The sequence below is a fragment of the Clostridium sp. genome (assembly GCF_021372645.1).
In the GTDB taxonomy this organism is placed as follows: domain Bacteria; phylum Bacillota; class Clostridia; order Clostridiales; family Clostridiaceae; genus Clostridium.
Genome location: NZ_JAJFUC010000015.1, coordinates 127,183 through 149,326, shown reverse-complemented (window position 1 = coordinate 149,326; position 22,144 = coordinate 127,183). Strand labels below are relative to the sequence as shown.

General features: G+C 27.1%; 31 protein-coding genes. All 31 read right to left on the bottom strand.

The genetic code is table 11. From position 1 onward, the window contains the following. Positions 1–1,041, bottom strand: a 1,041-nt coding sequence (locus LLF98_RS02890) for a PHP domain-containing protein (protein WP_291700670.1), incomplete at its 3' end; no start/stop codon positions are given. A gap of 9 nt (positions 1,042–1,050) precedes the next feature. After that, the gene (locus LLF98_RS02885; RefSeq protein WP_291700668.1) at positions 1,051–2,217 is read right to left on the bottom strand and encodes a PD-(D/E)XK nuclease family protein; all 1,167 of its coding nucleotides are present in this window, start codon (positions 2,215–2,217) and stop codon (positions 1,051–1,053) included. Then, positions 2,201–3,295 (bottom strand): DNA primase, encoded by a 1,095-nt coding sequence (locus tag LLF98_RS02880; RefSeq protein ID WP_291700666.1) that lies wholly within the window; start codon positions 3,293–3,295, stop codon positions 2,201–2,203. Before LLF98_RS02880 ends, LLF98_RS02885 begins: the two co-directional genes overlap by 17 nt. Before the next feature lie 20 nt (positions 3,296–3,315). Beyond that, complete coding sequence (locus LLF98_RS02875) at positions 3,316–4,812, bottom strand: helicase (protein WP_291700664.1); 1,497 nt, start codon at positions 4,810–4,812, stop codon at positions 3,316–3,318. Between the two features lie 12 nt (positions 4,813–4,824). Continuing rightward, on the bottom strand, positions 4,825–5,280 hold the full coding sequence (locus LLF98_RS02870) for a hypothetical protein (protein ID WP_291700662.1): 456 nt from the start codon (positions 5,278–5,280) through the stop codon (positions 4,825–4,827). A gap of 58 nt (positions 5,281–5,338) precedes the next feature. Continuing rightward, the gene (locus tag LLF98_RS02865; RefSeq protein ID WP_291700660.1) at positions 5,339–6,484 is read right to left on the bottom strand and encodes an AAA family ATPase; all 1,146 of its coding nucleotides are present in this window, start codon (positions 6,482–6,484) and stop codon (positions 5,339–5,341) included. Between the two features lie 60 nt (positions 6,485–6,544). Continuing rightward, positions 6,545–7,804 (bottom strand): hypothetical protein, encoded by a 1,260-nt coding sequence (locus LLF98_RS02860; protein WP_291700658.1) that lies wholly within the window; start codon positions 7,802–7,804, stop codon positions 6,545–6,547. A 31-nt stretch (positions 7,805–7,835) separates the two neighbouring features. Continuing rightward, entirely contained in the window at positions 7,836–8,525 is a 690-nt protein-coding gene (locus LLF98_RS02855) for a hypothetical protein (protein ID WP_291700656.1), read from the bottom strand. Between the two features lie 2 nt (positions 8,526–8,527). Continuing rightward, entirely contained in the window at positions 8,528–9,112 is a 585-nt protein-coding gene (locus tag LLF98_RS02850; RefSeq protein ID WP_291700654.1) for a hypothetical protein, read from the bottom strand. A gap of 36 nt (positions 9,113–9,148) precedes the next feature. Continuing rightward, positions 9,149–9,433 carry a hypothetical protein gene (locus LLF98_RS02845; protein WP_291700652.1) on the bottom strand — a complete coding sequence of 95 codons (285 nt, stop codon included), beginning with the start codon at positions 9,431–9,433 and terminating at the stop codon, positions 9,149–9,151. Positions 9,434–9,685: 252 nt separating this feature from the next. After that, positions 9,686–10,408 carry a site-specific DNA-methyltransferase gene (locus tag LLF98_RS02840; RefSeq protein WP_291700651.1) on the bottom strand — a complete coding sequence of 241 codons (723 nt, stop codon included), beginning with the start codon at positions 10,406–10,408 and terminating at the stop codon, positions 9,686–9,688. 163 nt (positions 10,409–10,571) lie between these two features. Further along, positions 10,572–11,243, bottom strand: coding sequence for a site-specific DNA-methyltransferase (locus LLF98_RS02835; protein ID WP_291700649.1), 672 nt, complete (start codon positions 11,241–11,243; stop codon positions 10,572–10,574). 249 nt (positions 11,244–11,492) lie between these two features. Then, on the bottom strand, positions 11,493–11,747 hold the full coding sequence (locus LLF98_RS02830; protein ID WP_291700647.1) for a hypothetical protein: 255 nt from the start codon (positions 11,745–11,747) through the stop codon (positions 11,493–11,495). 70 nt (positions 11,748–11,817) lie between these two features. Beyond that, positions 11,818–12,999 (bottom strand): transposase, encoded by a 1,182-nt coding sequence (locus LLF98_RS02825; protein ID WP_291700676.1) that lies wholly within the window; start codon positions 12,997–12,999, stop codon positions 11,818–11,820. 98 nt (positions 13,000–13,097) lie between these two features. Further along, the gene (ligA, locus tag LLF98_RS02820; protein ID WP_291700645.1) at positions 13,098–14,969 is read right to left on the bottom strand and encodes an NAD-dependent DNA ligase LigA; all 1,872 of its coding nucleotides are present in this window, start codon (positions 14,967–14,969) and stop codon (positions 13,098–13,100) included. Between the two features lie 63 nt (positions 14,970–15,032). Next, positions 15,033–15,215, bottom strand: coding sequence for a hypothetical protein (locus LLF98_RS02815; RefSeq protein WP_291700643.1), 183 nt, complete (start codon positions 15,213–15,215; stop codon positions 15,033–15,035). A 50-nt stretch (positions 15,216–15,265) separates the two neighbouring features. Beyond that, positions 15,266–15,421 (bottom strand): hypothetical protein, encoded by a 156-nt coding sequence (locus LLF98_RS02810; RefSeq protein ID WP_291700641.1) that lies wholly within the window; start codon positions 15,419–15,421, stop codon positions 15,266–15,268. A gap of 44 nt (positions 15,422–15,465) precedes the next feature. Continuing rightward, positions 15,466–15,660, bottom strand: a complete 195-nt coding sequence (locus tag LLF98_RS02805) for a hypothetical protein (protein WP_291700639.1) — start codon at positions 15,658–15,660, stop codon at positions 15,466–15,468. A 42-nt stretch (positions 15,661–15,702) separates the two neighbouring features. Next, positions 15,703–15,969, bottom strand: coding sequence for a hypothetical protein (locus LLF98_RS02800; protein WP_291700637.1), 267 nt, complete (start codon positions 15,967–15,969; stop codon positions 15,703–15,705). A 36-nt stretch (positions 15,970–16,005) separates the two neighbouring features. Beyond that, on the bottom strand, positions 16,006–16,275 hold the full coding sequence (locus LLF98_RS02795) for a hypothetical protein (protein WP_291700635.1): 270 nt from the start codon (positions 16,273–16,275) through the stop codon (positions 16,006–16,008). A gap of 89 nt (positions 16,276–16,364) precedes the next feature. After that, the gene (locus LLF98_RS02790; protein WP_291700633.1) at positions 16,365–17,129 is read right to left on the bottom strand and encodes a site-specific DNA-methyltransferase; all 765 of its coding nucleotides are present in this window, start codon (positions 17,127–17,129) and stop codon (positions 16,365–16,367) included. Positions 17,130–17,427: 298 nt separating this feature from the next. After that, positions 17,428–17,676 carry a hypothetical protein gene (locus LLF98_RS02785; protein WP_291700631.1) on the bottom strand — a complete coding sequence of 83 codons (249 nt, stop codon included), beginning with the start codon at positions 17,674–17,676 and terminating at the stop codon, positions 17,428–17,430. Between the two features lie 52 nt (positions 17,677–17,728). Next, positions 17,729–18,094, bottom strand: coding sequence for a hypothetical protein (locus LLF98_RS02780; RefSeq protein ID WP_291700629.1), 366 nt, complete (start codon positions 18,092–18,094; stop codon positions 17,729–17,731). After that, complete coding sequence (locus LLF98_RS02775; protein WP_291700626.1) at positions 18,087–18,302, bottom strand: hypothetical protein; 216 nt, start codon at positions 18,300–18,302, stop codon at positions 18,087–18,089. The genes LLF98_RS02780 and LLF98_RS02775 overlap by 8 nt, the downstream gene beginning before the upstream one ends. Beyond that, positions 18,303–18,491, bottom strand: a complete 189-nt coding sequence (locus tag LLF98_RS02770) for a hypothetical protein (protein WP_291700624.1) — start codon at positions 18,489–18,491, stop codon at positions 18,303–18,305. It lies immediately after the preceding gene. Positions 18,492–18,581: 90 nt separating this feature from the next. Beyond that, entirely contained in the window at positions 18,582–18,875 is a 294-nt protein-coding gene (locus LLF98_RS02765; RefSeq protein WP_291700623.1) for a hypothetical protein, read from the bottom strand. 164 nt (positions 18,876–19,039) lie between these two features. After that, a complete protein-coding gene (locus tag LLF98_RS02760; protein ID WP_291700622.1) occupies positions 19,040–19,888 on the bottom strand; it encodes a hypothetical protein in 849 nt (282 codons plus the stop codon). A 170-nt stretch (positions 19,889–20,058) separates the two neighbouring features. Next, complete coding sequence (locus LLF98_RS02755; RefSeq protein WP_291700620.1) at positions 20,059–20,454, bottom strand: hypothetical protein; 396 nt, start codon at positions 20,452–20,454, stop codon at positions 20,059–20,061. Between the two features lie 42 nt (positions 20,455–20,496). Next, positions 20,497–21,252, bottom strand: a complete 756-nt coding sequence (locus LLF98_RS02750; RefSeq protein WP_291700618.1) for a hypothetical protein — start codon at positions 21,250–21,252, stop codon at positions 20,497–20,499. Between the two features lie 70 nt (positions 21,253–21,322). Beyond that, on the bottom strand, positions 21,323–21,547 hold the full coding sequence (locus LLF98_RS02745) for a hypothetical protein (RefSeq protein WP_291700617.1): 225 nt from the start codon (positions 21,545–21,547) through the stop codon (positions 21,323–21,325). Positions 21,548–21,836: 289 nt separating this feature from the next. After that, positions 21,837–22,073 carry a hypothetical protein gene (locus tag LLF98_RS02740; protein ID WP_291700615.1) on the bottom strand — a complete coding sequence of 79 codons (237 nt, stop codon included), beginning with the start codon at positions 22,071–22,073 and terminating at the stop codon, positions 21,837–21,839. Positions 22,074–22,144 lie beyond the last annotated feature (71 nt).

Genomic DNA, 22,144 nt, shown 5'->3' with positions numbered 1-22,144 from the left:
ACCATTATATTCATTTACTGCTTTATCTATAATCCTTTCATTCAAAAGAAAATAATCTGCCATATGTGTCTTTTTAATAATGTCATATTCAAATGCAATACCTTCTATATATTCCTTATATCTTTCGGGGTTTATATTCTTCTTTTCTTCATTCCATTTTTGAATAATAATAGATTTTAATTTTTTATTAGAATTTTCATTAGGATATATAGTTGGCATTTTAATTTCTTTATCAAAATATAACTCTTCACATTGATCAAAAATAAGAGTATTTTCAATTGCTTTCTTTGCTTGAATTTGCGATAAGATACCTTGATTTTTATATCTATCTAATATCGTTTCATAATCTGGGTAATCTAATATAAATCCATCTTCTTCATCATATTTTAACCCCTTACCTTTAAGAAACATATCTCTTTTATAACTATCTTCAGGATATATATAATGAGAATCATTTGCATGAATTATATTTATATTGTATCGTTTACTTAACTCTAATATCTTTTGATTATATTTTGCTTGGTATTCATGTACATGAGATTGTGTTTCTAAATAAAAATTATTTCTGAAATGCTCTAATATGGGTTCTAAAAATATATTTTCACTTTCTTGATTTTTTAATATCCCTGCAACACAAGCAGAAGTAATAATAAAATTATTTGGATCAAGTTTTAACAATAATTCTAAATCAATTCGTGGTTTATAATAAAAACCTGTTTTATTTGATTCAGACATAATTTCATTTAATTGATAAAAAGCATCTTGATTTCTTCCAACAATGATAATATGATTATTATTACTATCTTTTTCAAATCTATCTTTAACAATATATAATTCTGCCCCATAAATCATCTTCAAATTATTTTTTTTACATAAATCATACATTTCTAAAAAATTACCTGTCCAACCATGTTGTGTTGTAAACATGGTTGTATGGTTTAATTCTAATGCTCTATTTATGTAATCTTGTGGTTTTACAACACAATCAAGGGTTCTAATATTTGAATAATGATCGTGTTTATGGTAATTATTATATCTCATTCAATCCTCCTAATTTAATATCTCATCGAGCCAATCTAAATCCAAACTATCTTTCTTATTGTCTAATACTCCTAATAAATCATCTTGTTTACTTTGATTTTCAAATTCTTCTAAATACCGTTTATAAGGCATATGTAAGTTTGCTGAATATCCACTTAAATTAGCATAATAATAACTATCTTCCTTGGTTACATCTTTCCAAAATAAATTTTTATCTTTTGTTTCTTTAAATTCATTTTCCTTTTCCAGGATTTCTTCTATTGTCTTTATAATATTATTTTTATGATTACTAATAATTTCTTCATTAATTTCGGTTTCAATATAACAATCATCTATTTCAAATGTATCTTGGACTTCTTTCGGTAAACATTCTATACCATTTGTATTAATCATTTGTTGTAAATAATTTTCTATTTCTTCTTCAGAATAACCAAAATGTTTTAACCATGTTTTTGTATTAGATTGAAGTTTTTTACCTATTGCATTTCTTTCAATCTGCCTAACTTTTTTATCACCTTTCTTTTGTGTATATGTAACATTAACATATTTCATAAAATTAAATCTGAGAACGATATCTTCATAGGGAGTGTTTGATTTTTGATGTATACCTTCACCATAAAGTAATAATTGCCCTGACTTTTCTATAAGTTTCTTGCCAGTATAGATGCTACTTGTTTTAAAATCTGTAATTATTATTTTTTTCTTTTTATCTCTTGTCTCAATATTAATCATATCAATATATCCCTGGAAGTAATAATCACCAATTTTGATTAATATAAACGGTTCTATAATTGGTTTATTAGTCATTTTTTTATGATTTAAAAAATAATGCCTCATACAATCTTCATATTTTTTGGCTATTTTTTCATTCTTATCTTTATCTGATCTATCATATAATAACCCCATAGTATTAAACTCAAATAGTTTATCTTCATATAAATCAAACATTTCTTGATTGGTTAAATTGTCTTTATAGAAATTTTCCATACTTTCATGGGCAATTGTGCCAGATATCGCATATATACTATCATTTCTATCTTCGTCAATATGTAATATATATTTAAGCATATAACCATATGTATCATCTATATACTTTTCAAGTCTTGACCAACTCCAGAGTCTACTTACTCCTAAATCCTTTTTTATTTGTTCAAGTTCTTCATTTGTTTTTCGCATTATCTATCTCCTTTAAATATTTCAAATATTCTTTATGTTCTTTCTCATCATAATCAATTCTGTGTTTTAATAAGAATTGATAAATCTTATTAGGTTTGTCCATTGGTGCTTCTTTATCTTTGAGCAATTCCCATTTGTCAAAAATGTATGATATCTGCCTAATACCATAAAATCTCTCACACATTGACCTAATATAATTAATATCAATTCCTTGATCCATAGCTATAACAATCTCAACATTTAACCCGATAAGAATTTTTATCTGCTCTTCACTTAATGAATGAGAACCAATGGCAACTACAGTCTCATCTAATCTACTATGTCTTTTTAATGTTGATTTCTCACTTTCCGCAACAATTACCATATTTGCTTCTTGAATACCTTGATAATTTTCTTGTAAACCATATATATTAAGAGATTTTAAATATGGTTTGAGGGGATAATATTTAGGTATATCAAGTAAATCATAATTTTTTACTGTAGTACGTCCGATAATACCAATATAATCATCATCTTCTCCAGACCAATGCCTAACTGGAATTACAATTCTTTTATGTTTGTAACTGTAACCAATATTAAACCTCTTACGAGTAAATTCCATAATACCATCTTCTTTAACCCAATCTATAAATAGAACAGGTTCGTATTCTTCTATTATGGTACTATCATAAATTTCAATATCATTAGTATTCACACAATTTCTTTTACGTTTAATTTTCTTAAATATTTCCAATGGGTCTTCTTTATTTGCTTCTTCTTTTGTTTGTTTATGTTTTTTATATTGATATTTCAATCCAAATAATTTATGTAAATACTTATTAGCATCAACAAAAGAAATACTTTTTATTGTCATTATAAGAGTTAATAAATTACCACGAATAATATCTCCATCTGATTGAAATATTTTAACCTTTAAAGTATCTCTTTTTATTGCTATACTTGTTTTATTTTTATGTCCTGGTAGACCACATCTTAATTCTGTAGAATATTCTCTCAAATCATGACAACCTAAATCATCTAACACTATTTTGATTAAATTATTATTTTGAATATATTCAATTAATTCTGTTGCTGTCACACTTAAAAGTCACCTACTTTCTACCAATCAATCGCAACATGTGTAATACCAATTTCTTTCATAATATTTCTTGCCATATCATGCTCAATCACAATCTGATAAGCATTAGCACTACCTTCACGATTTTTTACAATAAAAACTATTTGATATCTTTTATCTTTATCTAATTTGACAGGAAGTTTGGTTTTACCATTCTTCCCTTCTAAACGATAAACTTTTAATTCGTGCTTACCATCTGGATATTCATCTTCTAAAACATCACGTATCATAATACAAGTGCTAGTAGGATCAATAATATTTTTAGCTACTCCCACATTATCCTGATTATAATATCTTTGTTTTGCACTACCTTTTGCTAATTGAAAAGTCATTAAAATATGTAAATCTTTTGATTCAGGTTTAACAACATCATAAATATCGACCATTGCTTGTTGCATTTCTAACCAGGAATTATTACTTACTTTTCCTGCATCCATCTTAAAAGTATCTAATATAAAGTACTTAACACCCATACTAGCAAATTTTTTGATAACCTTAATTGCTTTAGCAGTTTGATATTTTTCAAAAGGAATTAAAGTAACCGTATGATTATCTGCTTGTTCTTTTAACCATTTTGCACTATCTATTAATATTTGTTTTATTTCATCACTATATTTTCCATCTCTTACTATAAATTTTTGCAAATCTTTCTTTAGTATATTATTAGCAATATAAACTAACATTTCACGTTGCCACTTTTTCTTGCCATCTTCATTAAGTATAATTACTACTTTTTCTTTTTCTTTTATTATACTAGGTATAGTAATTGATCTTGCAAAAGTACTTTTACCTACATTTGATAAACCACCAATTAATGTTATATTTCCAGTTAACATTCCACCAGTTTCTTTATTAATTAATGGCATATTGTAAAAAGGTAATCCAACTGCAAATCCTTCATTTAGTTCATCTATTAATTCATCAATACCATCGGTAATACTATAACTCTTTACATCATTATCAACATTAACAAAAATATGGTTTAATTGAGCATCAAATAAATTATAAATATCTTCTGCACTCATATCTACAAATTCTTTGATTTTATCATATACTGGAAATCTTCTGGCGAGTAGTTGTAAAACTGCATTCCATTTGTTCAATTCATTAATGTAACCATCAATATTTTCAATATTTATATACTCTTTGGCTTTATCAATGGTATCATAACCACCGTATTCATCATACTTTTGTTTTAATTTAGGATGTTTTTCAAGATATAATCCTACGGTAATATCATCCAGGGTTTTTTTAGTTTCTTTTACGATAATGTCATAACCTATTTGCCAATACACTTTCCAGATATTATTATGAAAACTTTTAAGACTTAATTTATCATATGTATAATAAAAATCTGGATTTTGATATAATATTGATACTATATTTGCTTCACAAGCAAGTTTATATTTTTTAACAATTTTACTACTTTTAATTAGTTCCGTTTCAAATAAAGATAATTCCTTTTTCTTTTCAGTCATTTGCCACCACCATTACCATAAATCATTTAATTCATCATTTAATTGTTTACCATCGTTTTTGTTTTTATATCCTGCTCCTTCATGAGTTACATTTTCTAAATCAATACTTTCTAATTTTCTTTCAGATTGAATCTTTTGATTTAATCTTGTAACAACATCATTAATATCTTTCTCGATAATTAACATTATTGTATTAAACTTATGTTCTTCATTTTTAAAACTAGAAGAATTAATTATCTCTTTTATCTTTAATTTATTTATCTTAAAGGTAAATAATATTTGTTGATATGTGTACTTCCCCATTGGTTTAACATTACTATTTGCAATAAATTTACCCTCTGCTAATCCTTTAAGTCTTAATACCATGTATTTAGGTAATGATTGATCTTTATATGCAAATATTTCTTCTTTAATATACTGATATAACTTATCAAAACTATCTTTTTCTTCTTGTGTCATCTTCGTCATACAATTCACCTACTTCAAATAATAAGAGGGGATATACCCCTCTATTCATTTTTATAATTTAAACCAAACCTTTGACAAAATCCATGAATTCCTTTAGTACGTTAACATCAGCGGAATCTAATTCTTTTGCAGATAACCCTAATTCCTTCATCTTCTTGGTTACTTTAATAACCTTTTCTTTATCATCTCTTATTGATACCATAATTGTTTTAAATTCTTCTATTAAATTATTACGCAGTTCCAATTCTTTCTTCTTATCTATTTCCTCTTTTTTCTTTAAAGCATTTTCTTCTACTTTTTTATTTTTAATAATCTCCTGTTCTTTCTTAGATACTTCTATAGGTTTACTATCAGAATTTTTTTCATATTCCTTTTTAATTGCATCTTGTAATGCGTTAATTAATGCATCGGCATTAAGTGGTATTTCTTCTACAATATCAGCAAATCTACATCCACTATCAAGTGCCATGTTGTCATCTCGGAATTTAATTTTTCTAGCTTCTTCCGTAATTATATTTTTAGTTTCATCTTTTTTAGTAACAATATTTTTCTTTCCTGTCTTTTCAGTAATTATAGTTCTATCATAATAAGCAAGACCTAAGAAATGCATTTTTTTCTTTAAAAGATTGAAATAAATTCTTTCAACATCTGATGTTAATGTTTGATATGTATTACCTGTTGCAATATCGGTTAATTCTTTATTTTTAACATGACCAATAATAATCATCTTAACTCCGATTTTATCTAATCTGACCATTATATCAAATATTAATTCAAATGCTTTCTTTTGTCCTTTTTGGAAACCATTCCAGGCAGAATCAATTGAATCCGCTTTTTTATCTGCATGATCTTTATTCCATAATCTAATAGCTTCTTCTTCTGCTATTTTTATCCAACCATCATATGTATCGGCAACAATAACTTTTAAATCCGCATAATCTGTATCTTTATTATATTCAATGTCTTCAACGATATCTTCTAATTCTTCCCATTCGTCAACATCTTCAAATACAATGTTATTAATAGCATCTGCTCCAGCTTCTCCAGCCATTTCTAAAAATATATATCCATTTTCTCCAACAAGTTTTTCAAGCATTTCTTTAATAACAGTTGTTTTGCCAATTTTAGGTTCTCCAAGTAAACAAATATTATAAGCCAAAGGATCAATTTTAATTACATTTGCTTTTCCAAATTTTCTACTCAATATTTTCCACCTTTCTTTTATTATAAAAATTTATGATAAGAAGGGGTTTAACCCCTTCGTTTAAAATGGAATTTCGTCATCATCTTCATTTAATAGTGCATCCAAATCATCTAAACTGTATTCCTCTTTGTTTTCATCGTCATTCTTCTTATCGTTTTTTGATGAAGTTTTGTTATTTTTCTTTTTATTATCCTTTTCAGTTTCTTCATTTTCATCTTCATCATTAACTAATTGACTTAGAAATACCAAATCATCAAATTTATATTTATCATCTGTTCTAGCAATGACAGGTTTCTTATCGTCACCTTCACCTACCATTTTAATTACAGGTTTCTTAATAACCATTTTCTTTTCTCTTGTATTCCCTACTGCACATTTGGCAAGTGCCTCTTCTTCGGTATATGCACCCAATTCAATTAATTCTTTAATATCATCTGGTACATCATCAAGAGTAATATTAATCTTTGCTTGACCTTCAATAATATCTCCTTCAACAAGCAATTCATTAACATTATCTTTCTTTGCCTTGAAAAGTTTGCTAACTAGTTTTGTACCCTTTTCTAATTCATCAGGAGAAACATTAAACTGAAATACCTTTGGAAATGCTATATTCTGTTTAATCTCTTGTTTACTTTCTCCGTATTTGCCAACATAATCTACAACATATGCGTTAACTGGAAATGAACCTGATTCCTTATCATACTTATCAAGACTATCTTTATCAATAAGAATAGTTTGTTGGAAAGTCGCTGAATATTTAGAAGAATCATCTGCTTTTGAAAGAAATACAGAAGTTACTTCTTTCTTTATCTGAGTATTGCCCTGGTAAGGTGAATACTTTAAATTACCTTTAACATTAATAACCGTACCTTCTTCAAGATGTTCTTTAATATATTCAATTGCATCGTAAGCAGATAAGAATTTCTTGGAAAAAGTCTTTCCTTTATTATCTTTTTCAAGACCGACAGTTAAAAAACACTGATTACCAACTTCATCAATAATATCTTCGTCAAACCTGTCATCCCAATCTACTGTGAACCTATTTTCATAATCGTCTACATCTTTACCGTTATCATCTTCTTTTTTACCATGAACATAAATAACAGAATCGTTTATACTACTATATCCACCCATCATGTCACAATAAACAGTATTACCATTGCCACAATCTACGCCAAGATTCATATTATTATAAATCCAACCAGAAGCAGATTCTTCATCAATCTTAAAGGTATAGTCATTTATTTTTGCTTCACCAATTAGTTGAAATTGGGCTACTCCTTTTTTTAATACCACAGTATCTTCTTTTTCTTTTGCCATATAAGTTTTATTTTCCTCCTTATTTATCTTTCTAATCATGTTTATATAATGGTGAATATTCACCAAAATATTTTAACTCGGCATTTTGCCTTGTTTCAACTGCATCTTGAAAATCATCGAAATAACCTAAATGAATTTCCTTACCTTCTACAGTAATCCTTGCTCTCCAACAATCATCATCTGAAGATCGACTTATTCCAGTTACACCAGAATTGTTATCTTCTCTTATTTTAATATTCATCCCATTTTGATTATTTGTTGCAACTCTTAAATTATGTCTTCTATTATCATTTTTACACCTATTCTTATGATCTACTTTCTTATTTGTTTTCATAATAAATTTATGTAATTTGACACCTTTATCATTAATTCTTGCAACAACATAACCATCTCTATCAAAGTACCAAGAATACTTTTCTACTTCTTTTGCATCATTTACATCATAATAAAATTCTCTATTATCGTCTGTATACCCAATTTTATAGTTTTCTCTAATTTCAAATTTATTGGGTGGAACTTTACTTCTGGTTCTTTCTTTATACAAACATCCACAACTTCTAATTCTATTAGATGTTAAATGTGTACCTCTTACTTCCTTTAAAGTTTTATTTTCGCATTGGCATTCACATAACCAATATGTATGTTCACTTTGCTTTTCAATTTGTTTAATAACTTTTAATCTGCCGAAGGTTTGCCCTGTTAAATCTTTAAATTTAGCCATTTTTATTTTCTCGCAACATTAATACTAAAATCAAAATCTTTAATATAAGATCGAGAACTAAGAATATCACAGATGTGAACCATATTTTGAATCTTAGTATGTGGTTTGGGCAATATTTCTTTTTTAGTCTTATAATCTTTATTAAATTCACCCATATGTGTTTCTATGCATTCTACAATCGTATTAAATATTTTAGGCTTAAGCATTGAATTTAGTTCTATATCATTCTTTAGAAAATTTGCCATAATTAAAGGATGTTTTGCAACACTATATTTAGCAAAATTTATATCATGTTTCAAACCATCGTGCAATATTAGTGCAGATATTATGATATCTTTTTCATCAGTAGAATATTTACTAAACATTTCAAGGTTTAATAATTCAATTGCAAACCTAACAGCCATTTTTGTATGTCGGACAAGACCTCCCTCCCCTAAACAAACAGGGGAGTGAAATTTACCAGTAGAACTTGCTGGTATAGAGAAAAAGTATTCAGGTAATTTATTTAATACCTTTTCTGTGAATTCCCGAATCTCAGGACTTTTTATGTAATCTAATTCAGTTTCAAAAATTTCTAATCTATCCAATTATAGTACATTTACCTCCATATTTATTTTGATGCTCTATTCTTCGTCATCATCGGGTTCTTCATTCATTTCCAGTAATTCAAGACTACCTTCGGCTATTGAAACTATTCCCCATATTTCTTGACATTCACTTTTTTCAGGAAGAACCTGTATCTTTAACTTCTCATCTTTGCCCATAAATTTAGTCACAACACCTTTTTTGACTTCAGATGTGGACTCGATTACAAACTGAATGGTATCACCTTCACTAACAGTAATTAATTCTCCTTCAGCATCTACAATAACAATAGACTTATAGGGATTAAGATTTACATCAAGCATTATGTATTTTCCTCCTTTCCTTCCGTATTCCAACTAGCACAATTTATTATAATAAATTCTCATATAATGAATTTATACAAGACAATTTAAAAATCATGACCAAATTTGTTTTTTATCATGTTTTTATATGAATCCCTATATATTGGGCTTTGTGAGTATTGTTTAAGTCCTGTATAATGGGATTTTATAAAGTAAATTTAAAAACTTTTGGTAATTTAATTATACTATTGTTATGTATACTATGTCAAATATTTATTTTATGTTTTTTATTCTATCATTAGCAATATCTGCCCAACACCTACCGGATTTTTCATCTACTCCGTTGTCAAATCCAATAAAATTTCTATGAGTATTTATACATGCTTCTGCCGTTGTGCCACTTCCCATAAAAGGGTCTAAAATTAAATCATTTTCATTTGACGATAATTCTATGTATGATATTAAAATATCAATTGGTTTTTGTGCTGGATGTGTTTTATTTTTGGGTTTTTTATATTCTTTATATTTTGAATAATACCAAGTTTTATCTTTATTTACCTGTAGGTCTATTTTATTTAAAGCACATCCATTACTATATATTCTAATTATGTATTCAATATTTGTAGAATATCGTTCTCTATTTATCACTGATAATGGTTTATTCATAGTTAAAATATTATATTTTAACTTATTTTCTAAACACCATTTTAAATAATAAACAATTTGTTTTTCACTACAAAATATATACCACTGAGGATTTGCCATTAAAGGTTTAGTTAAATTTAAAAAGTTATATATATCATTTTCATCAAAGCTACCACATTCCTTAATATTAAATTGTTCTCTATCTAATGTTTCACATAATAACATTTTGCCTCTACCACCTTTTTCATGTAAGTAAGGTGGATCGGTAATTACTAATTTAATCGATTTGTCTTTAATAAGTTTTATTCCGTTTTTAAAGTCTTCATTATAAATTTTATTTAGTTCAATCAAATTATATATAATTCATCTCCTTTTTCATTTCTGTACCAAATGACACTTCTATGTCGATTTTCAGCTTTGCGAATCCCTATATATTGGGATTCTTGAAAATGGATTTTTTTGAATTTTGGGTGCAATTTAAGTATATAACTTTTGTTGTTGTTTGTCAACATATTTATATTATGTTTTTAATTAAATATGTATTATCAATTTCAAATCCTATAAATTGTCTATTCATATCTTTTGCAACTTTAGCAGTAACGCAACTACCCATAAACGGATCGAGTGCAATTTCATTTTCTTTAGTACAACTCTCTATAATGGGGATTATAATTTCTTCGGGTTTTTGAGTTGGATGAACCTTATCTTTACCTCTTGGCATTTTTACATCTATTACATTCTTAATGCCAAATTTCTCAAGCTTTCTATATCCACCTTTACGAAACATTAATATATATTCACAAGATTTATAAAAATAACTTGATGGAACACCATGCCCTTTATTCATCACTAATAATTCACAAAATATAAAACCTGCTTTTTCACATTCATCCCATATTTCTCTCATATTTCTATCGTTAGTCATTATAAATATGTATCTGAATTCTTTTAATATTGGATATAATAATGGAATCCAATCTTTAAATTCTGGCGTTTTATAATTAAAACATTCTCCTGTTGTTGTGAAAGGATTTCCACCATCATCATTTCTTAACAGTGAATTTTTCCTTCCTCCTCCAACCAGTTTATAAGGTGGATCAGTAAAAACTAAATCTATACTATTTTCAGGAATTTGTTTTAACCCTTCAATAGCATCAATATTATGTATTTTATTTAATTCAAGCAATATGTATAATTTACCTCCTTTTATTTTAATAATCATGACAAAACCTAAGTTTTATGTTGTTTTTAGGGTTTGGAAAGCCCGTTATATAGGGATTTATAAATTCACTTTTTATTTAAATTTCAAAAATTTATATGTATCTTTTAATTCTTTTTTATATTTTAATAATACTTCAGCATTTTTATCTGCTTCAACTAATTGCTTAAAAGAATCATATTCACAGATACAACCTGTATCCGCTTCCCAACCATTTCAAGAGCAATGACCATCTTCTACTGCACACCACTTGCCACTTTTATTTACACCATATTCTGTTGCCCATTCTTCATAATCATCCAAGTTTGCATTTTCATTCATTGCTACCCATACTACTTCACCAATCCCAAAAGGGATATCATCAATAACCATAATTCCTGTATTACTTACGGAATTACTAAATCCATTATCATATGTTCCCTTTAAAGATTGTTGATATTCATATGCTTTATTCCAAGTTGTAAAACTCATAATTATTTTTCTCCTTTCTGTATAAAACGTTTCTTCTATTCAAATATTTTCATATTCGATTCACAATAAATCATGTAACTTTCGTTACATTTATAATCACAGGGGTTAGACTACCCTCTATCCCATACATTGCTTTTGGGAATACCTTTCTCATAATTTGACAAGCACCATTTACATCACTATTTATATATCTGCCATCATTAGATTTAAATAAACCTCTTTTAATTCTTCTTGACTTATTATAGTTTTCTTTAATAGGTAATTCATTATCTAAAAATGACGTTCCAGAAGTATATGCTTCTTCGGTTATAATAAGATTTATATTATTATCATTACTTTTATACTTCAACTGATTAATTAACATATTATATGGTATGTATATAAAATTTTGAGTTGTCTTATCATTCATTTTACATTCTTGTTTCCATGTTTTATTTAGACCTAAAACAATAGTGTCTATTTGATTATCTTTACAATATTCAATAATATAATGACTAGTATGATGAATATAATTTTTCACTCTATTCGCTCTCTTGCGAGTAAGAATATCAAGTTTATTGCTCCAATCTTTATTGTGCCTGATCTTTAATTCAGATTGAGTTTTTGCCTTGCGTTTATTGTAATATTGATTAATAGATTTAATCCCCTTGCCATTAATAATAATTGGTTTTAAACCAATATTATTTACTATTGTTACAAAGTTATTTACTCCCAAATCAATACCAATAATATTCTTGCATTCTGGATTTACTTCTGGTACTTCTATCTCATAAACAATCTCCATTATATAAATTGATCCTTTTGGTATAAACCTTACTGAAATTAACCTTCCTTTTACATTGGTTTTAAATTTATAACCATTCATTACTTTAAGTTGGAAACCTAAATAACCATCTTTAATCCATGTTTGATTATTTTTTAAATACCAAGGGAATCTCCCGTCCTTCTTTTTATATTTAGGTAGTTTTGGTCTGCCTAAATATTTACTAGGATTTTTTGACCAATCCTTAATTGCTACAAAGAAAGATTTCCAATTCCTATCTAACACTTGTAGAGTACATTGAGATGATTGAGACATTAATTCTTTGTACGGCTCTGTTTTCTGAAGCATTTTATCTATATCACGATACTTTATGTATTTACCATTATTAATGAATTCTTGTCTTATTAAGTAATTAGCATAGTTATATAAGTTTTTCGACCTAAAACTAAATTCATCAATAACTTTATATAATGGATGTGTTTTATGAATTTGATGCTGTTCAACTCTATTAACTTTTACTAAATCTCACCTCCTTTTATAATATAATTATATTATACATTTAATTAATTAAGTTGGCAAGTAAAAATTTACCTGCCAATCATTTCATTAAACTGTGCCTCTGAGATGATTTCTACTCCTAGTTCATTCGCTTTTTTATTCTTACCCGAAGTAGATGTAGTATCATTATTTATCAAGTAGTTTGTTTTACTTGAAACTGAACTGCTCAATTTCCCAGATAGTGAAGTGATTAATTCTTCTAACTCTTTGCGGTTTTTGAATGTTTCTACATTGCCAGTTACGACAAAAGTGAGATTGTCTAGGAATTTAAAGGTTGTTGCTTTCTTTTCTTCTGGTTGTTTAATATTAAGATACTGCATTAATTCACAAAGTAAATTGATATTATTATTAAAACTTTGAATAATAGTATCTCCAATTCCATCAATACATCCTAATCTAGTTATAATTTCACTTAGGAGAGCAGTATCTAAAGATTGCCATGTTTCAAACTCTTTAGCAATATCTTTACTTACTTTTCTGCCAACTAATTCAATCCCACTTGCATAAATTGCTTTATCAAAATCACAATTTCTAGCATTTTGAATATTTTCATATATTTTTTTAGCAGATTTTTTCGCAAATCCATCTAATGATAATATTTGTGCTTCTGTGATATTAAAAATGTCCCAAGGCTGTTTAATATATTCAGCTTTGATCATTTTTAAAATCGTTTGTTCACTAAGGCCTTCAATATTAAGCGCATTTCTTGAACACATGTGTTTTGTTCTATAAAGTAGTTTTGCTTGACAATTATCACTATCACAAAACAACTGGTCATTAACAGTTTTTAAATCACTCCCACATGAAGGACATTTATCTATAATTTTAATAGGTTTACTACTTGTAGTTTTTCTACATCTAATTACAGCAGGAATAACGTCATTACTCTTTACCACTAATACCTTATCAAATATTTGCAAGTCTAAACCATTTATATATCCAATATTATGAAGTGTTGCACGTTCAATTGTACTTCCTAAAATATCAACTGGTTCCAATTCGGCTACGGGGGTTACCCTACCCGTTCTTCCAGTTTGCCAAGTGATAGACTTTAATACCGTCCATTCTCCTTGATTCGGGAATTTATAGGCCACAGCAGAATTTGGATGATGTTCAACCTCACCAAATACATCTAAAGCATTTGCTTTATTGGATTTAATAACAAGACCATCAATCTCATAATCTAATTTAGAACGATCAAAGTTTTCAATAAAACTAACAGCATCATCAATCTCACTATAATTCCAAATAGTATTTGCTTCAGGAATTTCATAGTAATCTTTTAATTCTATCAACTGTTGCATATGAGATGATTTAGAACCTATTAATTCATAGGCAATGAATTTTAATCCTTTTGGAATATTACTATTATCCTTATTCCTTAATAGCCCAGCTATTGCATTTCTAGGATTTTTAAATAAATCTTTACCTTCCAATTCTCTTTGCTTATTAATTTCATTAAATACTGAAATAGGCATTATTGCTTCACCACGAATGGGATAACCATAAGGATTATTAGTTCGTACAAAATTTTGTACATTAATAGTAACGTCTTCACCAATCGTACCCGATCCTCTAGTTACTGCTCTACCATCTTTATAAATTACCAAAGTCAAACCATCATATTTAGGTTCAATTACTACTGGATATAATCTTTTTATTTCTTCCCTTGCTTGTTCAATAGTATTAATCTTGCCTAATGATTTAATAGATGTTGTATGGGTATATTTTTTGAATTGTGCTTCTCCAGGTATGTAGTTAATTTCATCTGTTTGAGTTAGAAATAAGTATTGTGATTTTAAAGCATCGTATTCTGCATCGGATAATTCAGGATTATCTTTGTTGTAATATAAATTATCATGATAATTTAATTGTTGTTTTAGGTTTTCTATTTTAGACATATCCACACTCCTTTCTTTTGTATATTTATTTTACTCTTTTGATTGAAACTTGTCAATACTATTTTAAAAACTAATTTCATTCCCACAAACATTACATATTAATGTTTTAATAAAAGTATCTTCATCGACACTCATTGAGAATCCTTTATCATCTGGATAATTTATTATTGCTTCTTCATCATTCATATCTACTATATTCTCTGTGTTTCCACATTTCAAACATCTTAAATAAAATCCCTCACTCATTTTATACTCCTTTCTATAAAGTTTGAATGAAAAACTAGGTTGGTTATGATTTACCACTCTTCTTCTCCAAAATATTCTCTATCTATTTCTCTGGACAATTCTTCTCTATACCTTTCTTCTCTTTCATATTGTCTTTTTTCATATTCATAAGCATCTTTATTAGTTTCATTTTCATAATCTTGATAAGGATTAAAAGGATTACTCAATTCTTATTCCTCCTTTCTAAAGTTGTGACCAAAGATGAATTTGATTAATATTGATTAGGATCATATAACCAATCTAAAAACAACTTCAATCTTTCATCTATGACTCCGTTAACTTCACATAATGCTTCACCATCATTCCAATTGGCAATCATATTACCATCTTTAACAAGTATTATAGTTTCATCATCTAGTAAAAATTGACTTTTATTTGCAAAAATTTCATATAATCTTTCTCTCATAAAATTTTTTCCTTTCTTAACCAAATTTAGGTTTTATATTAATTATATTTTCAAATCACGGACATCTACAAAATTATCAAAATATGTTGGTAATTTTATTTTTATAAGTTGTTCAATTACTTTACTTGTTTCTTCAAAACATTCAGGAGAAGCTCTCTTATATTCTTTTACTCCATATCTTTTTAACCATTTTTTATTAATTCTTTTTTTACGATGAGTCTTCACTTGATAATAAAAAGATATTAAATATTTATCTTTATTCTTATTGAGTAACAATTTGAAATTATCTATTATTTGTTCTTCGGTCATAAATTTCTCCTTTCATTTCATAACCAAACCAAATATTTATTCAAAATAAAACAATTCTAAATTTATATCTTTTGAATTTATTTTTATATTTTTACTTTCAGCTTTTTTAACAAAACAATCAACGCAGTATGATCCTCCACCACCGTCATTAGTATTAGTTACTTTATTCCATATTTCATCATTAACGTGCCACATTATACGAAAAGCATTGCCACATTCTTGACAAGTTTCATATTCATATGTTAAAGATTCTTTAATAAATTTAGGAATATATTTTATTCTTCTGTAAATTCGCTTTAAAAACATCTATATCTCCTTCCTTAATTAATGTGACCAAACAAAAATTTGGTTATGTTTTTGTAATTTATAAATGCCTGGATATTGGGTTTTATAAATTATGCTGTTAATCTGTTTTTTGCTATTTCACAATATTTTTCTTCTAATTCAATTCCGATACATTTTCTTTTTAAATTCCTTGATGCTAATAATGTTGTTCCTGAACCACAAGTGAAATCTAATATAAGTTCGTTTTCATTTGTATATGTATTAATAAGATATTCTATAAGGGCTACTGGTTTTTGCGTTGGATGTAATCCACTTTCAGAATTAAATTCTAAAATATTATTCGGATAATTTGTATATTTTTGAGTATAGTCATTTTGTCTACTTGGACGTTCTTCAATTGTAGTTCCTTTTCTTGATTTACCTTTATTACTTTTTTGTTTATTAATTTCTATTAACCCTTGAGGATAATATTTCATCATATTTTTGCTACCATTTGCTATGTTTCCAAAACTAAAACACATTACATCTTCATATTTTTTCATTGGACTATTTTTAGCATTTAGAAAATTACCTACTTTTGATTTAATCCATTTATAATCATATTTATAAAGTTTTTCATTGCTCAATCTTAAATGGCTACTAAATGGTTCTGTACCAAATAAACATACACATCCATCGTCTGTTATTAAATTTTCAAGTCTATCCCATATTTCCTTATAATCAATTACACTATCCCATTTACATGCTGTAGTCCCGTAAGGTGGATCGGTAATTATTGCATCAAACTTAACACCTTTCTCAATTAACCTATCCATTACTTCTAAACAATCACCTTGAAATAATCTTATGTATTCATCTTTATAATATAATTGCAATTTATGTATTATATCTCCTTTCATCTTTATTTTATGTTTTTAATAAAACTTAAAACCAAATTGATTGTTTATTCAGTTACTTCTCTTACCATACATCCAGTACCCTCTTCGATACTTACTGGATTTGAATAACCTAAAAATGTTTTTGCTTGCCATACAGTTTTTATTTCGTCTGGGTATAAATCATATCCTTCTCTTTCAATCTTTTGAAGTATATAAACTAAATTTGTGATAATTTTAATTGCCTCTTCCGTAACAATTCCTCCTTCCTGAATTTGATAAAACCGTTATTTGGTTATTATTTTTTAATTTTAAAATATGAAGTACTTTGAATATAATCCATAGTTTCATTAAATGAATATCCAATAGGTTCTAATGTGTTTTCTTCACTACTAAAAAAATAACCACCGTCATTCCCACACATCTCCATAGCACCACCAATAGGTTCCCACCAAACTTCTACATCTGTATGTCCTAATTCTTCAAGTACTTTTTTAATTTTCTTTTGTTTTGGTGAAGTATTAACTTTTTCTGAATAACGTCCCATAAAAACTCCTTTCTAAAATTCATGATAAAAGTGATATTAGGTTATGATTTTTTTATTCATCTTCAAAAGGTCTAATATTACAATCTTCAGAATTACATTTAAGTTCTCCATTAAGATAATATGAGTGAGGACATTCTTCACACCCACCCCAATGATCAGATAAGTCTCCTAAATAAAGACGGCATACAACTTTGTTTGGTAATATGAATCCATATTTTTCTGTAAGTATTTTAACAATATAATGTGTTCCTTGTGAAGCCATTGATTCACAAATTTCTTTTTTGATTTTAAAATCAAGTTCTTTGAATGCTTCTTTGCATAAATACATAAATTCTTCTTTTGTGAATAAGTTTTTATGAAGTATTTCATATTCATGATAATCTTCATATGAATCTTCACCAATAGTATATCTATACATTTATATTTCCTTTCCCTTTTAATCTCTTCTCAAACTCCACACAATCAGGACAAATTTCATTCCAATTACCTTCTGATACTTTTACACTTCTCCAAGCATTATTTTTCTTATAATCTACTGCATCAGGGAAGGTGTAAAAATTATCTGAAAATATCTCACCGCATGAATCACAAACGATTTTGTATGTATTATTTATTTTTTCAATCATTTATAGTTCCTTTGTGTATTTCTCTATAAATTTTTCTTTTACCTTTACTTTTAAAAATTCATTCCTAAGTTTTTCCATCATTAAACAATCCATAGCACAATAATATCTATTATGATAAACCACTTGATTTAAACATATTTCTGGACACCCCAAATTGCTTTTTGCTTGTTTGTAATATATATTTTCCATATTTATTTCCTTTCTACACCAAACCCGAAATTGGTGTGGTTTTTGTGGTCTAAGAATCCCAATTTAACGGGGTTTATGATTTTGTATTTTTTACAAATTACTCATAGAAACCCAATCAAATATTCTAGTTTTAATTTCTCCAAACCTATCAAAAGTTTCATCAAAAGCATATACGCAAACTATAGGATATTCATTTTCTTCTGGAGATATTTCAATGTTGCCTTGATATTCTTTTAATGTTTCTAATACTTCACCAGTATCCTCATCCCACTTTAATTCAAAACCAAAATAATTTTCCCATTCCTCTTCACAACTAAAATTATCATAAAGAGATTGAATTAAATCCTTATATTCTTCTAAATTATTTATTTTTATAAAATCCATATGTACTCCTTTCTTAAAATCGTTGCATTTTGCACCATGTTTATTTTTATTTTATTGTTTTATACCGTTGCAATTTGATACGGTTTTCTAAAATAACATAAAACGATTGTTTTATCACAATTTTTAACTTTAAGAATCCCAATTTATAGGCATTTCTAATTTTACTACGAAACAGATTTCAGTTTTAATTCTGGTATTTCTCTCATCAAATATTCATATAATTGCCATAACAAAAGATTAGGTGTACTTGTAAAAATAAATTCTTTATTTATATCCATTCGTTCTATTGCTGATCTAATAACTGTTTTCATATTAGGATTATGTATATAAAAAGCTACTTCTTTTGCGTATGATTCATTCTCACTTAATATCTTTCCTACTGCTCCCCATGTACATATGCGGAAATCATAATCATTATTCGGAAATGCCTTACTCTGTTTTTTACCTTCTCTTTTTTCACAAAGAGTAAAATCTATAAATTCATATTTTTTCTTTTTATTAAAATTACCACTTAAAGGTCTTTTGTAAATATTAAAACAACAATGAACATCTCTATCAGAATATAATTTTTTACCTAAATCTTCACTATGTATTAAATCGAATTCGTACATTTGTTGAGTATTTTTATATTGGCTTATAGGAAGTATAAATGCTATGTAATCCCCTATTTGAATTGCCTTTTTAAAGAATTGAACTGATAATGTATTTCTTGCTCCGTAAGGGGGATTCCCTATAAATAATCGTCCTTTCTTATAATCTAAGTTTAATTCAAGAAAATCTTGTTTAATTATATTTTGCTCATCTGGTTCAATATCATATGCTATACAATTTTCTATCTGGTTGCTAAAACTTCCATTCCCTGCTGACGGTTCAATTACTTCAGTGATATTTTCTTCACCTATTATCTTATATGTCTTATCAATACAATATTTTGCTAAAATTATTGGTGTATAATATTTATCTAAATGTAACTTGTTACTATTCTGTGATTCATCTCTTTTAAATTGTTTCAATATGTATTATTTAATCCTCCTTATATTTATTTTTTAATTTTGTTAATTATTCAAAAACTACACGCCTGTATAATGGGATTTTCAATCCTTAAAATCATGATAAAATGGAATTTTGGTTATGTTTTTATTTTACTAATTTTAAATCCCTATAAATCGGCATTCCTAAACTATTAAAATTTATTAATTACTTCGTCAATATCTGTACCAAGTATATTTTTTTCAGAATTATCTAAGATATAATCACTTGTAACAAAAATACTATCTATATCATATAAATCATTTAACCAAGTTTTATTTCTTATTGTATATGGTTTTATGGTATCTCTATTAACTATACATTCTTCCCAATGTTGACACCCATAACTACTTGTATTCACTTGATATTTTAAATAATAAATCCATTGATCTTTGGATGAATACCAAGGGGTATCTACGTAAATATAACCAACATGGTATTGCCCATCTAATAAACTTTTTGCTATCCACTGATAGTTTTCTTGTTCATCAAAATCTTCAACGTTTCTTATAACTATTGCCTCAGAACATCTTCTGCCCTTATATGACATTCTCAATCCTTCTTTCTTAATAGAATGCTTATACTGTCACGATTATGATTTACCAGCAAACTTACCATAATATTGTTGCCTAGATTCTTCAGCAACCCTACCCGCTTCGTCAACATCGTCATAATAACCTATTATTATTCGTTTATAATTTTGACATAACGATACTTGCCACTTTTCTTTTCCAGAATTCCAAAACACATTTCTATATCCACTTTTATTATTAGAATTTTTTGATTTTCTATTTTTAGTGTTTTTATCATTCTCTATAATCTGTAAATTATATTTTCTATTGTTTAATGTATCATGATCTTTGTGATCTATATATTGATTTTTAGTAACATCGGCATCTAATATTATTTTATGTAATAGATGTATCTTAGAATTATTTTTATCTATATATTCTGTTGCTGCAACATAATAACCATCTATATTTTTATTGAAAGCAACATTCCAAGATAGATTAAGTTTAATTAACTTAGGTAAATCTTCAGTATCAATTAATGTTGTAAATTTTTCTCCGTTTCTTTTTACGATATATATTTCAGTATAATCATCAAATATTTTATATTCATTAGCAAATCCTTTAAATCTTGGTTTGTATGTATTAATATTGTTTACTATTTTACTTATATAATCTTTTTCTAATTTATATTTATCTGAAAAATATTCTATATATTTATCAGGAACTTTATTTAAATTAAACCATCTCCATATCGTGTTTGGCTGCATTTTCATTTCTTCCGCTAATTTAGGAACATTAATACTATTTTTTATTATATATTCTTGTAACCCTATCAATAAAATATTTTCTCCTTTTTGTTTTTATTTTTTGTTAAATCATGACAAAAGCAAAATTCTATTATATTATTTAAGCAATAATAATTCCTTTGCCATTACACGCTCTACAAGTTTCTGCACAAGTGCTTGTAATACTACCGCAATTACCAGGAAAGTTATAAAATCCTGCTGGCACGATACCTTTACCACAGCATACAGGACAAAGATATGGTTTCATTTGATTAAATAATGCTGGTTGTGATACTGGTTCAAATTCAAGATTAATATTTGATTCTACAGTTTTGGTTTCTTCCATATTTATTTTCCTCCTTTCTTAAAATCATTATAGAATGTGCCTTTTATAATTATTTTTCAGTTTGGCGTATAAATATATCAAACACTCTAAACATACCGAATATCATATATCCAAAATTTAAAAGTGGGGTTAAAACCATAACCCAATCATTCTTATTCAATTTACCAGTATTTATATATGTCCATTCAGTTTCATATTGATCTTTAATACAAATATATGTCATGATAACAGGCAATAAATAAAATATTAATATTAACACGAAAAATATTTTGATAATTCATTCTCCTTCCTAACTTAACACCACAGGTGTTTTACCCTCATCAACTTCCCTAACCCCTTTTAACTTACCTAAATAATAAGCAAGCGTAATCATTCTCATAATCCTATTGCTTTTAGTTTGATGAGATAATTTATCTAAGTAGGGCTTTTCTAATTCTTCATCTGTAAATTCATATCTATCATCTTTGGCATGTTTTAAGGTTCTGTCATAGTGTCGTTTTAGTTTTTCATCGTTCCAGTTGTACAAAGGATCACCTCTTTAAATATTGATAGCAAATACAGTTTTGGTTCAAATATGAATCCCTATAGATTGGGATT